Annotated in this window: 13 protein-coding genes; 4 read left to right on the top strand and 9 right to left on the bottom strand. The window is 71.7% G+C overall.

From position 1 onward, the window contains the following. Positions 1-31: 31 nt before the first annotated feature. Positions 32-745 carry a class I SAM-dependent methyltransferase gene (locus G6O68_RS10845; RefSeq protein WP_165247516.1) on the bottom strand — a complete coding sequence of 238 codons (714 nt, stop codon included), beginning with the start codon at positions 743-745 and terminating at the stop codon, positions 32-34. Between the two features lie 462 nt (positions 746-1,207). Here G6O68_RS10845 and G6O68_RS10840 point away from each other — a divergent pair, with 462 nt between their 5' ends. Beyond that, a complete protein-coding gene (locus G6O68_RS10840) occupies positions 1,208-1,735 on the top strand; it encodes an acyl-CoA thioesterase (protein WP_240911117.1) in 528 nt (175 codons plus the stop codon). Between the two features lie 25 nt (positions 1,736-1,760). On the opposite strand, the gene G6O68_RS10835 is transcribed toward G6O68_RS10840, so the two are convergent. From G6O68_RS10835 to G6O68_RS10825, 3 genes are all read right to left on the bottom strand, one after another. Further along, entirely contained in the window at positions 1,761-2,087 is a 327-nt protein-coding gene (locus tag G6O68_RS10835) for a Sec-independent protein translocase subunit TatA/TatB (protein ID WP_165247514.1), read from the bottom strand. Positions 2,088-2,148: 61 nt separating this feature from the next. Beyond that, a complete protein-coding gene (locus tag G6O68_RS10830) occupies positions 2,149-2,358 on the bottom strand; it encodes a Sec-independent protein translocase subunit TatA/TatB (RefSeq protein ID WP_165247512.1) in 210 nt (69 codons plus the stop codon). Positions 2,359-2,429: 71 nt separating this feature from the next. After that, complete coding sequence (locus G6O68_RS10825) at positions 2,430-2,726, bottom strand: hypothetical protein (RefSeq protein WP_165247510.1); 297 nt, start codon at positions 2,724-2,726, stop codon at positions 2,430-2,432. A 591-nt stretch (positions 2,727-3,317) separates the two neighbouring features. Here G6O68_RS10825 and G6O68_RS10820 point away from each other — a divergent pair. Both G6O68_RS10820 and G6O68_RS10815 read left to right on the top strand, forming a co-directional pair. Beyond that, the gene (locus G6O68_RS10820; RefSeq protein ID WP_165247508.1) at positions 3,318-4,157 is read left to right on the top strand and encodes a DUF6923 family protein; all 840 of its coding nucleotides are present in this window, start codon (positions 3,318-3,320) and stop codon (positions 4,155-4,157) included. Between the two features lie 260 nt (positions 4,158-4,417). Next, the gene (locus G6O68_RS10815) at positions 4,418-5,239 is read left to right on the top strand and encodes a TatD family hydrolase (RefSeq protein WP_165247506.1); all 822 of its coding nucleotides are present in this window, start codon (positions 4,418-4,420) and stop codon (positions 5,237-5,239) included. A 78-nt stretch (positions 5,240-5,317) separates the two neighbouring features. Here G6O68_RS10815 and G6O68_RS10810 read toward each other — a convergent pair whose 3' ends face one another. Together G6O68_RS10810 and G6O68_RS10805 are read right to left on the bottom strand one after the other, a co-directional pair. Next, positions 5,318-5,509, bottom strand: coding sequence for a hypothetical protein (locus G6O68_RS10810; RefSeq protein WP_165247504.1), 192 nt, complete (start codon positions 5,507-5,509; stop codon positions 5,318-5,320). Positions 5,510-5,607: 98 nt separating this feature from the next. Then, complete coding sequence (locus G6O68_RS10805) at positions 5,608-6,690, bottom strand: DUF1559 domain-containing protein (protein WP_165247598.1); 1,083 nt, start codon at positions 6,688-6,690, stop codon at positions 5,608-5,610. A 787-nt stretch (positions 6,691-7,477) separates the two neighbouring features. On the opposite strand from G6O68_RS10805, the gene G6O68_RS10800 reads away from it, so the two are divergent. Beyond that, complete coding sequence (locus tag G6O68_RS10800; protein ID WP_165247502.1) at positions 7,478-10,312, top strand: HEAT repeat domain-containing protein; 2,835 nt, start codon at positions 7,478-7,480, stop codon at positions 10,310-10,312. A gap of 22 nt (positions 10,313-10,334) precedes the next feature. Here G6O68_RS10800 and G6O68_RS10795 read toward each other — a convergent pair whose 3' ends face one another. From G6O68_RS10795 to G6O68_RS10785, 3 genes are read right to left on the bottom strand one after another with little or no spacing between them, the layout of a single operon-like run. Next, entirely contained in the window at positions 10,335-11,174 is an 840-nt protein-coding gene (locus G6O68_RS10795) for a sugar phosphate isomerase/epimerase family protein (RefSeq protein ID WP_165247500.1), read from the bottom strand. Positions 11,175-11,195: 21 nt separating this feature from the next. Then, entirely contained in the window at positions 11,196-12,110 is a 915-nt protein-coding gene (locus tag G6O68_RS10790; protein WP_240911116.1) for a UbiA family prenyltransferase, read from the bottom strand. Then, a complete protein-coding gene (locus G6O68_RS10785) occupies positions 12,107-12,946 on the bottom strand; it encodes a sugar phosphate isomerase/epimerase family protein (protein ID WP_165247498.1) in 840 nt (279 codons plus the stop codon). The genes G6O68_RS10790 and G6O68_RS10785 overlap by 4 nt, the downstream gene beginning before the upstream one ends. Positions 12,947-12,952 lie beyond the last annotated feature (6 nt).

Below are 12,952 nucleotides of genomic sequence, written 5' to 3'. Positions count from 1 at the left end.
CCCGGGGGCCTCGACTTGAGCGTCGTCCGTCTCAGCCCCCCTCGCGGACGACCCGGTAGATCGTCCCCGGCCGGCGCTCGCCGGCCTCGTCGAGCGTCCAGGCCGCCTCGGACTCGACGATCAAACCCCGCCCCGCCGCTTCCTCCGGGAAAGTCTCCGCCGAGACCCGGTAGGGGGTCGCGATCAGGGCCTCGCCGCCGGGGGCGAGCATCTTCGCGAGGACGTCGGCGACGAGCGGGACGAGCCGCTTCTCATAGAGCACGTCGGCGGCGACGATGCGCGGGAAGCGTTCGGAGGGGGGCTCGCGCCAGTCCAGGAGCATCAAGGCCGCGCGGTCGGCGGGGAAGCCGTTCTCGGCGACGCTCCGCCGGATGAAGCCGAAGGCGGCGGGGTCGTAGTCGCTGAACCGGACGCGGAAGCCCAGCGCCATCGCGGCGAGCCCCCCCAGGCCGAGCCCGCAGCCCAGCTCCAGGACCTCGTCCTCGCCGGGGGCGACGCCCCCCCAGCGCGACAGGACGGCCTCGGCCAGCATCCCCGCGCCGGGCCAGAGATACGCCCAGTAGGGCATGTAGTCGTCGCGACGGTTCCAGTCGTGCACGGCCGGGTCGTCCAGAAGCCGGTCGGGCTCGACCGGCCGGGCCAGGCGGATCGTCCGACCGGCGATCGTGAACGTGGAGACCGTCGTCGGCCCCTCATACTCGGGCCCCGTGGGCGTGGCGTCTCGGGAAGCAGGGGCGACCGACATAAAGGATCTCTCGAATCTTCGGAAGCCAGCTTCAGGGGATACGACGAAGGTATGCCAGCCCGACGGGCCTCATTTCCGCAACAGTCGGGGCGCGAGGTTCGATCGCCAAACTTTGCCGTCCTTGGACATCGACCAGGGATTGCTGAACCGACGGTGGAGGGTGCCGTGCAGCGCTTCGCCACCGCCAAGTCGCAACATCCATCTGACGGCGCGGCGGTAGCGCCGGTGCCAGGCCAGCTTGTCGGGCCGCTCGCTCGCATTGGGGCAAGTCGGCTGGACCGGAGATTTCTTGCGAGATCGGGCCATCGGCCTGCACTCCCCGGTTCCAGGCAGGATCGAGGTCCCGCCGCAATGCCGTCCGTACCGCAATCAGTATAGTAGGAAGGCGACGCCAACCCGAATGGTGATCAAGCATGTCGTCGGGAGAGGATGTCCCGCCAGGCCGAAGGATCCAAAGTGACGATGGACGTTACCCGAAACGAAGACCCGATGGCCCCCCGGGCGGCGGCCGACTCCCGAGTGAGCCTGGCGATCCTGACGGTGCCGGGGCAGGCGAACCCGTTCGGCACCCTGCACGGCGGGGTCATGCTGCGGATGGCCGACGAGTGCGGCGCGGTGTCGGCGCTGCGGCACGTGGGCCGGGGGCAGGTGACGACGGCGGCGATGGACTCGATGACGTTCCTGGGCCCGGTCTACGTGGGCGAGCGGGTGGAGATCGTCGCCGAGGTGACCTACGCGGGCCGGACGTCGATCGAGACCCGGATCGAGATCCACGCCGAGGCGCTCCAGCATCCCGGCCGCCGCATGGTGGGCTCGGGATACGCCCTCTACGTCGCGCTCGACGACGAGGGGAAGCGGCCCCACGAGGTCCCCCCGCTTTTGACCCTCACCGAGGCCGACCGCGTCCGCGACGAGGAGGCGCGGGCGAGGCAGGCGATCCGCCTGGCCCGTCGCGACGAGGCCAGGCGGCGCAGCGGCGAGTTCCTCTGATCGAGGCTTCCCGCCGGGACTGGGTTCAATCGGCCGTCCTGGGGGTCTCGACGGCGGCGGTCGTGGAGACCGCGCCGGGGATCTCAAACTTGGGGACGGCCTCGTCGGCGGCGGGCGTCGCGCGGGGGGCGTCGTAGGTCGAGGAGGGCCGAGGCGCCTGGTAGGGCGACGTGTAGTTGGAGATCGCCGACGAGGGCTCGTCGAGGACGCTTGTGACGTCGTTGAGCCCCTTCTTGAACTCGACGATCCCCTTGCCCAGCGAGCGGCCCACTTCGGGGAGCCGCTTGCCGAACAGCAAGACGGCCAGCCCCATCACGATCATCATCTCCATCGGCCCGAGATTGGGAAGCATGCGGCAGGCTCCGTTTCTGGCGTCGTCGGTCGCGTCGTGAAGGTCGTCCGCCCGGCCGGAGTCAGGGGGCCGGCGGGGTGATCTTCTTGTCGGCGTTGACGGCCTCGTCGAGCTCGTCCTCGATCCCGGCGACGCCCTTCTTGAACTCGGTGACGCTCTTGCCGAGCGAGCGCATCACGCTGGGCAGGCGGTTGCCGAACATCAGCAGGGAGACGAACGCCACGATCACGAGCTCGGTGGTGCCGAGGTTCGGCAGGAAGGCGAAGGGCATGGCTGGGTCCTCAGTCGTTCGGTCGGTTCGTTCGTTCGTGTCGGTCCGATGGTGTCAAGGCCGGGCGTGGTTCAGGGGGAGACGTCGCTGGTGATCAGGGTCCGGGTGACGATCCAGGCGGCGACGGCCGTGGCCGCGAGGATGGTCAGGAACCAGAAAAGGCGGCCCCCCCGGGTCAGCGAGGCCCCGACGACCCGCTTGCGCACGGACGCGACGGGGGAGGGGGGCGTGCGCCGACGGGGCCCCCGGCGGACCGGGGTGATCCAGGGGAGCACGGTCTGGGCGCGCTCGCTCTTGAGGACTCCGGAGCGCCCGTAGAGCGCCAGGAAGACCATCGCGATCAGCACCAGTTCGCGGAATCCGATCATCGCGCCTCGCCCGATGTTCGCGGGAAATGGGCGACGCCTCGGCCGCGCGGGGCGCGCCGACGGGTCGAGTCCGGGAGACGGTCCGCGGGGGGCGGAAGGCCGGGGGAGGTTCGCACACGGGACGCCGCCGCGTTGATGGGGGCCGACAGATCGGCTCCGCCCAGAGGCCAGTGCGTCTCGACAGGGACGACGCGGGTGGGGCTACGTCTTTCCATGGTATCGCCCCCCGCACCCCTGTCAATCATTTTCCCCCGCCGTCGCGTCGCTCTCGACCCCGCGCGTTTCGACCGCGACAGACCAGGCCCGGCCGGCCGGTCGCCCCCTACGGCCCCCGATCCCGGACCGGCCGCGCGGTCCCGGAATCTCATCGACACCTGTGGACTGCGCGATTCAGGCGAGGCCCCGCGTCGCCGCCGATCACCGAATGACGTCGGGATCGGTGTCCGAGAAGCATCGGACGTCGTCCTTGTGCACCCAAGCATTCTCCCGGCCGGGGCGTCCGCCTACAGTGCCTCCGGGCCGGAGAGTCGAGGCGGCGGGAGACTCGACCCGGGCCCGGAATGCACCCGGAACACGAGGAAGAAACCGAATATGTTGCGACGTATGGTGAAGGGCCTGGCGGCGACGGTGATGGGCATGGGCGTGATGGGCGGCGCGGCCTCGGCCGACGTCGTTTATGGGATCGACAACGCCAACAACTTGATTCGGGTCGACCTGGCGACGCAGACCTCGTCGGTCCTCTTCGACACCCCCCTGAGCGGGGCCTCGAACGGCGTGGCCCTGGACGCCACGGGGAACCATCTGGTCTTCCGCAACAACGAGGGCGGGACGCTGCGATCCTACGACATCGCGGGGGGCTCGCTCTCGACGGTCGCCAACCCGTCGAACCTGGCCCTGCCGGGGCTCTCCTCGGACGCCTCGTTCTACGACGGCGCCTACTGGTACGTCCGGAACAACAGCGACGCCCTGTACCGGGTGGACATCGACTTCTCGGGCGCCACGCCGGCGATCACCGGCGTCACAACGTTCGCCAACTTCGACGGCGGGTCGGCCACGAGCTTCGGCTTCGGCGACATCGCCATCGCCGCCGACGGCACCCTCTACGGCTCGTCCACCCAGGGCCTCTTCGCGGTGAGCCTCAGCGGCGGCTCGCCCACCGGTTACACCGTCCTGAACGCCCAGGCCCCGCTGCTCCAGATCGCCCTGGTGGCCAACGGCACCGCCCTGGTCGGCCACAGCTTCAACACCGGCGAGTGGTACGACATCAGCCTGACCGGCTCGGTCTCCAAGATCGACGGCTTCCGGACCGTCGGCCTCCGCGACATCGCCAGCATCGGCGCCGTGCCCGAGCCCGCCTCGGTCGCCATGATGGGCCTCGGCGGCCTGGCCGTCCTCGCCCTCGCCCGCCGCAAGGCCCGCCTCGCCGCCTGATCGAATCACCGGATCGTCGCCATCAGGGCAGGGCCGCCGGGACCATCGGATCCTGGCGGCCCTTCGTCGTTTCGAACGTCTGAGGCAGCAGGATTTGCCTCGGCCCAGGATACGCAGAGAGGCGAGCGTGCGAGCCGATCCGGTCGCGGCGGGCGGCGGGCGGAGACGTCCACGACGAGGAAGTCGAGCGGATCGCCCGAGAATCCGGGTAGAATGACGCAGAAGTCGATTCGCATCGATCCCCCAGGTCCTGGTGAGCCATGAACTACATCGACCCGCACATCCACATGGTTTCGCGCACCACCGACGACTACAAGCGGATGGCGCTGGCGGGGTGCGTGATGGTCTCGGAGCCGGCGTTCTGGGCGGGGTTCGACCGCTCGGGGGTGGAGGGGTTCCGGGACTACTTCCGGCAGCTGGTGGACTTCGAGGCCCGGCGCGCGTCGGCGTACGGGATCAAGCACTATTGCTGGCTCTGCATCAACGCCAAGGAGGCGGAGAACGTCGCGCTCTCGCGCGAGGTCATCGCCATGATCCCCGAGTTCCTGGACAACCCGGGCGTGATCGGGATCGGCGAGATCGGGCTCAACAAGAACACGAAGAACGAGGCGACGGTCTTCCTCGACCACCTCGACCTGGCCGCGAGGACCGACGAGCTGGTCCTGGTGCATACGCCCCACCTGGCCGACAAGTACCAGGGGACGCGGATGATCCTCGACATGGTCAAGGGGGACGGCCGCCTCCGCTCCGAGCGGGTCTGCATCGACCACGTGGAGGAGCACACCATCCGGCCGGCCCTCGACGCCGGCCACTGGGTCGGGATGACCCTCTACCCGATCTCCAAGTGCACCCCGGCGCGGGCCGCCGACATGGTGGAGATGTACGGGACCGAGCGGGTGATGGTCAACTCGGCCGGCGACTGGGGCCACAGCGACCCCCTGGCGGTGCCGGAGTTCATCTTCGAGATGGCCCGGCGGGGCCACGACGAGGCCCTCATCCGCAAGGTCGTGCACGACAACCCGCTGGAGTTCTTCTCCCAGAGCCGGCGGTTCGCGGCCCGGTTCGAAACCGCGTCCGCTTGAAGGATCATGCGAGCCGGCCCGGGGCGCGAGGCGCCGCCGGGCCGGTCGTGGAGGACGGGGAAGGGCCGCGGGGGGGCGTCACTCGACGACGCCGGTCCCGGGCGCGGACAGCTCCTTCATGTCCTTGGGCCTTCTCTTGCTGGGCTTCTCCGGGGGCTTCGTCTCGACGACCGTCGGCCCGGGGGCGGGCTCGTTGCCTTCGGAGCAGCCGGAGGCCAGGGCGATGACGGCCGCCAGGGGGATGCAGGCGAGGTGGTAGCGGGTCTTCATGTCGTCTCCGAGAGTCGGGCGAGGCGGCCGGGCGGGCGTCGACGCGCCGCGCCCGGCCCTGGAAGAACGTCCGAACCGAACGTCGTTCGATCGATCGATCAGTAGGAATCCGAGCTGATCACCTCGCCGCCGGCGCGGGTGCCAAGGGCCTGGTAGGTGGCGTCGGAGGTCGAGTTCTTGACGAACCGCACCGAGCCGTCGGCGAAGGCGAAGTTGGCCCCGCCGGGATGGAGGCTCTGGAAGGCCCACTGGCCGAGCGTCAGGGCCTGCGGGCAGTTCTGGAGCCAGTCGGCCGGGATGCCGGCGCCCGAGCCGCAGACGCCCCAGATCGAGGCCGTGATCGCGCCGGTCTTGTCCGGGGGCGAGTTGAGCCGGGGGTAGGTGAACTTGCCGCCGCGAGGCCGGTAGTCGCCGCCGTAGCTGGATCCGTAGTTCGACGTGAAGTTGGTGACGGAGACGTGGTGCCAGGTGTGGTACATCTGGGCCGTGTCGCCGGGGAACCGCGAGGCCTCGCCGAAGAGGGCGGTGTTGCTGGTGCCGTCGGTCACGCCGGCGATCCGGACGACCGCCTCGGCCCCGAACATGCCGTTGCCCAGCACGGCGTTGCAGTGCGACGGGTTCTCGGCGCCCGGGTCGGGGAACGCGGAGACCGCCGCGTTGCAGTAGACGTTCTCCAGCGTGCCGCGGCTCATGGCGTAGGAGCAGTGCGACGAGAAGAAGAAGTTCGACGGCGGGGCCGGCGACTCCTGGTCGGACGGGCAGACGAAAGCGGCGACCTTGGACCGGAAGGCCGTCGTGTTCCGCACCGAGTTCACCACGAAGTCGAAGTTGATCGCGGCGTACTGGTTGCCCCCCTCGAGGAACGGCAGCGTGAAGGCGAACGCCGAGTAGCCGAACCAGCTGCTCCCGGAGCAGGCCGTGGACGGGGCCGCGTAGGAATACACGTCGATGTAGCGGTTCCCCATCGGGAAGCAGCCCTGGGACGACTCGTAGTTGTGGCAGGCGAGGGCGATCTGCTTCAGGTTGTTGACGCACTGGGATCGGCGGGCGGCCTCGCGGGCCGACTGCACGGCCGGCAGCAGCAGGGCGATGAGGACGGCGATGATGGCGATCACCACCAGCAGCTCGATCAGCGTGAAGGCCCGACGCAGGGCCACCGACCTGGTCTGGAACGTGCTCATGACGACACATCTCCGGAAACGCGTTGCGGTACGAAGGAAGGACGAAGGATCGGATCACCGCCCGGCCCGCGGCCTAGGTGCGGCCGCGGGGGCGCCGACGCTCCGCCGGGAAGCGGGCTCGCCGACGAATTCGTTCCCGAATCCGGACGTTCAATCGTCGAATGGAGGCCGCGACGACGACGTCCTCGCGGTCGGCCGTCGTGCGGGTGCGCGGATCTCCGGGCTGCCCTCGGGGAGGAGGGCGGGAGCCGGGGCGATGGTCGCGCGAGGTCAGGTCGAAACGCTTTCGAGAACCGCGAAAAAAAATAACGAGGCGCGATTCGATTCCGTTCGCCACTTAAGAGAGAGGAGGATCCCCCGGGGACGAGGCGCCCAGACGTCCCGCGAAGATCGATCCCGCCCGGGTCGGGGGGGATCGCTCGCGCGGTCGATCGTCGGCCGCTGGTCCCATGAAGGACTCATGAAAGAGATACCAGACTCCCGGGGGCCTCGACAAGAGGCTGCCGAGGAATCATAAAAACACGTTCACCGAACGAATTCGTCGTCGAGAGGGCGGTCCGCGCCCCCTCCGCGCCCGCCCCGCCCCCGCCCAGAACGGCCCGGCAGGCCCTTGCCAACGCCCCCCCCAGGGCCGATAGTTGCCGATGTCCTCTCATGACGATCCCAGACGTCCCGCGAGCCGGGGCCGTGGTCGCCGGGGCGTCTCGCCTCGCCGCGTCCCCACGCCGACGGGCGCGTCACCTCGCCGCCGGCCCTCCGCGCGGCCGCATCGGGAGCGATCCAGACGATGAGATGGTCCAAAGCGGGTCGCGGCGCGTTCGCCCTGGCGGTCCTGGGCGTCGCCGTGGGCGTCGGCTCGTACGTACTCCGGGACGTCCTCTGGCCCGACGACACCGTCGAGGGCCGCATCGCCCGCCTGAAGGGGGCCTGGCCGGCCGCGCGGAGGGACGCGGCCTCGGAGCTGGGGCGGGACACGTCCGAGCCGGACAAGGTCGTCCCGGCGCTGATCGCCGCGCTCGACGACGCCGACGAGGAGGTGCGGGGCGACGCGCTGGCCTCGCTCGCCGGCTTCGGCGAGGCGGCCCGGCCGGCGGCCTCGCGGGCGGCCGTGCTGCTCAAGGACGACCCCGAGCCGGGAGTCCGTCGCAACGCCGCGGCGCTCCTGGCCGCGGCGAAGGACCCGGCGTCGACGCCGGCCTTGATGGCCGCCCTCGACGACCCCGACCCGGCCGTCCGCGCGGAGGCGGTCCGCAGCCTCGGCCGGTTCGGCACGCGGGGCAAGGGGGAATCCTCGCTCCCCATCGACGCGGACGCCTTGATCGAGGCGCTGAGCGCGGCCCTCGCCCCGGAGGGCCCCGAAGAGCTTCGCTCGGCGGCCGTCGACGCCCTCGACTCGTTCAGCGGCGGCGACGAGCGGATCGTCGGCCCCCTCGCCGAGGCGGCCGTCAAGGATCCGAGCGCCGCGGTCCGCAAGAAGGCGATCAGCCTGCTCCGGCCGGAATACGCCGCCACGGTCCCGGCGCTCGTGGCGGCGGTCGACGACCCAGACGCCCAGGTGCTCCTGGAGACGACCGCCAAGCTGGCCCAGATCGGCATGGCCGACGACCGCACGGTCCCCGCCCTCTGCCGCGCCGCGCTCCGCGCCGACGAGCGCTCGCGGGAGGGCGTGGGGATGAACCTCGCCCAGCTCATCCTGGAGCGCGCGGACTCCTCGGTCCCGGCCGATCGGCTAACCCCGCGTTACGAAGCGGCGGTCGGCGAGCTTGGCCGTGTGGCCGAGGCCCCCGGCGCGGCCGGCCGCCGCGAGGCGGTCACGGTCCTCTGCCGAATCGTCGCGACGTACGAGAAGTCCGGCAACCCCGCGTTGCTCGGCCCGGCGAAGGCGGCCCTGGACGCCGTCCTGGCGCGGATCGAGGACGAGAAGGACGAGGCCGAGCTGCGACTCCACGCGATGGACCAGTGGGAGCTCGCCCAGACCTTCGCCCGCTATCGCGACGCGAGCGGGCGGGGGGGCCGCGACGACGACCTCAACTGGGAGGGGCGCTGGATCGAGGCCATGGGGCGACGGCTGGCGAGCCCCGTCCCGGGGATCCGCCGCAAGGCCGCGTCGATCCTCCAGGACGGCCTCCGCAACGCGGGCGCCCCCCCGGCGCTCCGAAAGGCCTGGGGCGAGGTGACGCCCGGGCTGGCGAAGGCGCTCGAGGCGGACGACCCGGCGCTGCGCCGCGACCTGCTGGAGATCCTGGCCGCGCTTGGCCCGGAGGCCGCCGGGGCGCTCCCGGGCCTCCGGGCGCTGGCCGACCGCGAGAAGGACGCCGAGGCTCGATCCGCCGTCGACCGGGCGATAGCCTCGATCGCCAGCCTCGACGGCCTGAAATCCGAGAAGCCGGAGGACCGCGCGGCGGCGGCCTCGGCGCTGGGGAGGCTCGGCTGGCGCGCCGGATCGGCCGTGCCGACCCTGATCGACGCCCTCGGCGACCCCGATCCCGGCGTCCGTTCCGCGACCGCGCACGCCCTGGGAGGGCTCGGCCCGGTCGCCCGGCCGGCCGAGCAGGCGATGCTCGACCGACTCGCCTCGGAGCCCGATTCGGCGATGCGCTCGACGCTCCTGACGGCCCTGGAGGCCGTCGCCCCCGGCGACGCGCCGGTCGTCGCGGCCCACGTCGCCGCGCTGCACGACGCCGATCCCGGCGTCCGCGCGACGGCGGCGAAGTACGAAGGGCTGCCGAACGATGAGGCCGCGATCCAGGCGCTCGCGAAGAACCTCGCCGATCCCGAGGGCTCGGGCCGGGCCGCGGCCGACGCGCTCGTCGCGCGGCTCTTCCGGAGCCCGACCGCCGCCGACGCGCTGATCCAGGCGCTCAGGGGCGGGAACGCCGGCGTGGCGGTCGCGGCCCTGGACGAGCGGTTCGAGAAGGTCTCGGCCTCGGCCGAGATGCGGACGCTCCGCGACGACCTGCCCAGGCTCCGCGAGGTCCTCAGCTCCGCGACGCCGGCCCTGGTCGACGCCTCGAAATCGATCACGACCCCGGCCGAGCGAGGGGCCGTGTTCGCCGTGCTGGGCCGGATCCTCGCCTTCGCCGCGATCTCCCGCGACGACGCCGACCGCGAGGCCGTCGGCCCGGCGCTCGACCCGTTCCTCGCGGTGCTGGCCGAGCCCTCGGAGTCCGATCCCGAGCTTCGCGAACTGGCCGTCGAACGCCTGGGCGCCGCGCCGACCCGTCGGCCCGAGGCCGCCGCGGCGCTCCTCAAGGAGCTGGAGCGCACGAAGGACCCCGAGCCCCGCGCCGCCGTGCTGGCCGCGCTGGCGAGCCTGGCGACCCACGCCGACCGCGACCCGGCCTTGCTCGACGTGGTCGCCCCGGCCGTGCCGACCTTCGCGACCCTGCTCGATCACGTCGAACCGGACGTCCGACTCGACGGGGTCCGCGCGCTCGGCCACATCGGCGAGCCGGCGCGATCGGCCGAGCCCGCCCTGAAACGCCTGGCCGAGACCGACCCCCGCCCCGAAGTCCGCAGGGACGCCGCGGCGGCCGTCCAGGCGATCCAGGGCCTCGCCAGGATGCCCGCCTCGCCCCCGCGAAGCCCCGCGGGGGGGCCGGGCATGATGGCGGCCCCCTGACGAAGCCCGAGCGGCCCGCCGATCAGGCCCGGAGCAGGGGGGCGAGGAACTCCCGGGCCTGGCGGAGGGCGTCCGCGCCCATCGGGCTGTGGCGGCTCAGCTCGACGTGCAGGCCGCCGGCATAGCCGACCTCGCGGAAGGCCTCCAAAATGGGCGGGAAGTCCATCGTCCCCTCGCCGAACATCAGGTGCTCGTGGACTCCCGCGACCATGTCCTCGATGTGCACGTTGGCGATCCTCGGTCCCCACGCGCGGATGAAATCGGCGACCGGCCCGGCCTCGACGCAGTGGACGTGCCCGACGTCCACGGTCAGGTCGAACAGCGGATGCTTGATGCGTTCGTCGAGCTTCGCGAAGCGGGCGAAGGTGTCGATGAACATGCCCGGCTCGGGCTCGAACGCCAGCCGCACGCCGTTGGCCTCGGCGTGCTCGACCACCGGCCTGAGCGCCGCGGCGAGGCGGTCCATCGCCGCGTCCTCGGGCGAGCCGTCGCGGAGGATCCCGGACCAGAACGAGACCGCGTCGGCGTCCAGGAGCACGGCCAGGTCGATCGACCGGCGGAGGAAGTCGACGCGGAGGGCGCGTCGGACCGGGTCGGGGTCCATCAGCGTCGGGTCGTGCTTCGTCCGGGGATTGAGCAGGTAGCGGGCGCCGGTCTCCACCACCCGGGCCATCCCCAGGTCTTCGAGGAGGCGGCGGACGGCGGACGCCTGGCGGGCGAGGGTCGCGGGATCCTCGAACGGGTCGAGCGCGGCGGCGTCGAGGGTGATCGCCGCGCTCTTGTAGCCTTCCTCGGCCATGAGCCGGAGGGCGTCGGTCAGGCGGTGGTGGGCCAGGCCGTTGGTGTTGTAACCCAGGAGCATCGGGCGTCCCTTCGCGACGATTTAGGTGGCGTAGAGCCGGCGGGCCAGGAGGAAAGCCGGGACCCAGAGCGCCGCGACGGCCAGCGCCGGGATCGGCCCGCGGATCGAGGCGACGAGCGCGACGTCCAGCCAGACCAGGGCCAGCACGCCCGTCTTCACGGCTCGTCGGGTGAGCGCCGGCGAGGGCTCGCGGATCGCCCGCCAGGCCGCCGCGTTGACCGCCAGGGCGACCAGGGCCAGGACGGGGAGGCCCTCCAGACGGATCGTGGGTTCGAAGTGGAACTCGGGGAATCGCCTGGGGGCGAGCGTCACGGCGGCCAGCGCCAGCAGCGCCAGGTCCTGGATCGCCAGGCCGACGCACAGGTTCCGGGTCTCGCCGCCGCGGGCCTCGGAACGGCTGATCCAGGTCACGCCGGCCACGAACGCCCCGAACGCCGCCGCCGCCGTCCAGGCGATCGGCCCCCCCAGGGAGGCCGCGACCGACATGCCCAGCAGCATGTTGAGCGCCCGGCACGAGCCCATCGACCAGGGGCCGAGCGCCGTGTGCTTGAGCCCCGCGTTATACCCGACGATCGCCGTCGCCAGCGCGACGGCCACGGCGAACGTCGGCGAGGCGAGGCCGCCGGCCACGGCCGCCAGCAGCAGCCCGAGCGCCAGCCCCCCCCAGCCGATCGCGCCGGCGACGCCCACGGCGACCTTCCCCGAGGGCAAGGGCCGGTCGGGACGCTCCGCGCGGTCGACTTCGAGGTCGAACCAGTCGTTGAGCGCCATGCCCGCCGCATAAAGCGACATCGACGCCGCGGCCAGCGGCGTCCAGCCGGCGAGGTCGTCGAGGGCCCTGCCCACCAGCAGCCAGCCGGCGAGGCTGTCGGCCGCGGCGGTGAAGACGTTCGGGAGCCGGACGAGTTGCAGGACCGGCCTGATGGAAATCCTCATCCGACCAGCGGCTTGAGGACGTCGTACGCCCGCTTCGCCGCGACGTCGGGGTCGTCCTGGAACGGATACAGCTCGACCGTCAGCCAGCCGTCGTAGCCGGTGGCCTTGATCGCGGAGACGACCTCGGCGAAATCGATGACGCCGTCGCCGGGGATCATGTGGTGGTGGACCCGCGTGGCGGCGATGTCCTCCAGGTGGTAGTGCCGGGTGAGGGGGGCGAGCGCGGCGATGGCCCTCGGCAGGTCCTCGCTCATGCAGAAGGCGTGGCCCACGTCGAAGTTCAGCCCGAGCGCCGGGGAGTCCACGCGTTCGTGGATCTCGACGTACTGATCGGTCCGCTCCAGCAGCAGCTCGGGCTCGGGCTCGATCAGGAGCAGGACGCCCAGGTTCGCGGCGTGCTCGGCCAGGGGCTTGAGGATCTCGACGAACAGGTCGACGGCCTGGGCCCGCGACATCCCCGTCGGGATCGGCCCGGCCGGCTCGGTGGTGATGTGGGGCGCGCCCAGCTCGGCGCAGAGGCTGAGGGCTCGTCGGGTATGGTCGATCCGGACGCGGCGATACGCCTCGTCGGGCTCCAGGAACGACGGGTGCCAGTACGGCTGGCGGTGGTCGGCCACCGCGTTCATCATGAACGCGTTGATGTTCGAGAACGCGAGTCCGTTCTTCGCCATCGCCTCGCGGATGGCCCGCTTGGGCCCCTCCAGGAGCCCCGCCGGCCAGGCGTGGGGGACGTCGGCCAGGAGTTCGAGCCCCTCGTAGCCGACCGCCGCGATCCGCGCCGCGGTCTCGTCGAACGGATGCTTCAGGTATGCGTTGGAGCTGAAGGCGAGTTTCACGGGTTG

The sequence above is a fragment of the Paludisphaera soli genome (assembly GCF_011064595.1).
GTDB classification, from domain to species: domain Bacteria; phylum Planctomycetota; class Planctomycetia; order Isosphaerales; family Isosphaeraceae; genus Paludisphaera; species Paludisphaera soli.
This window is presented reverse-complemented; position numbering and strand designations above follow the sequence as displayed.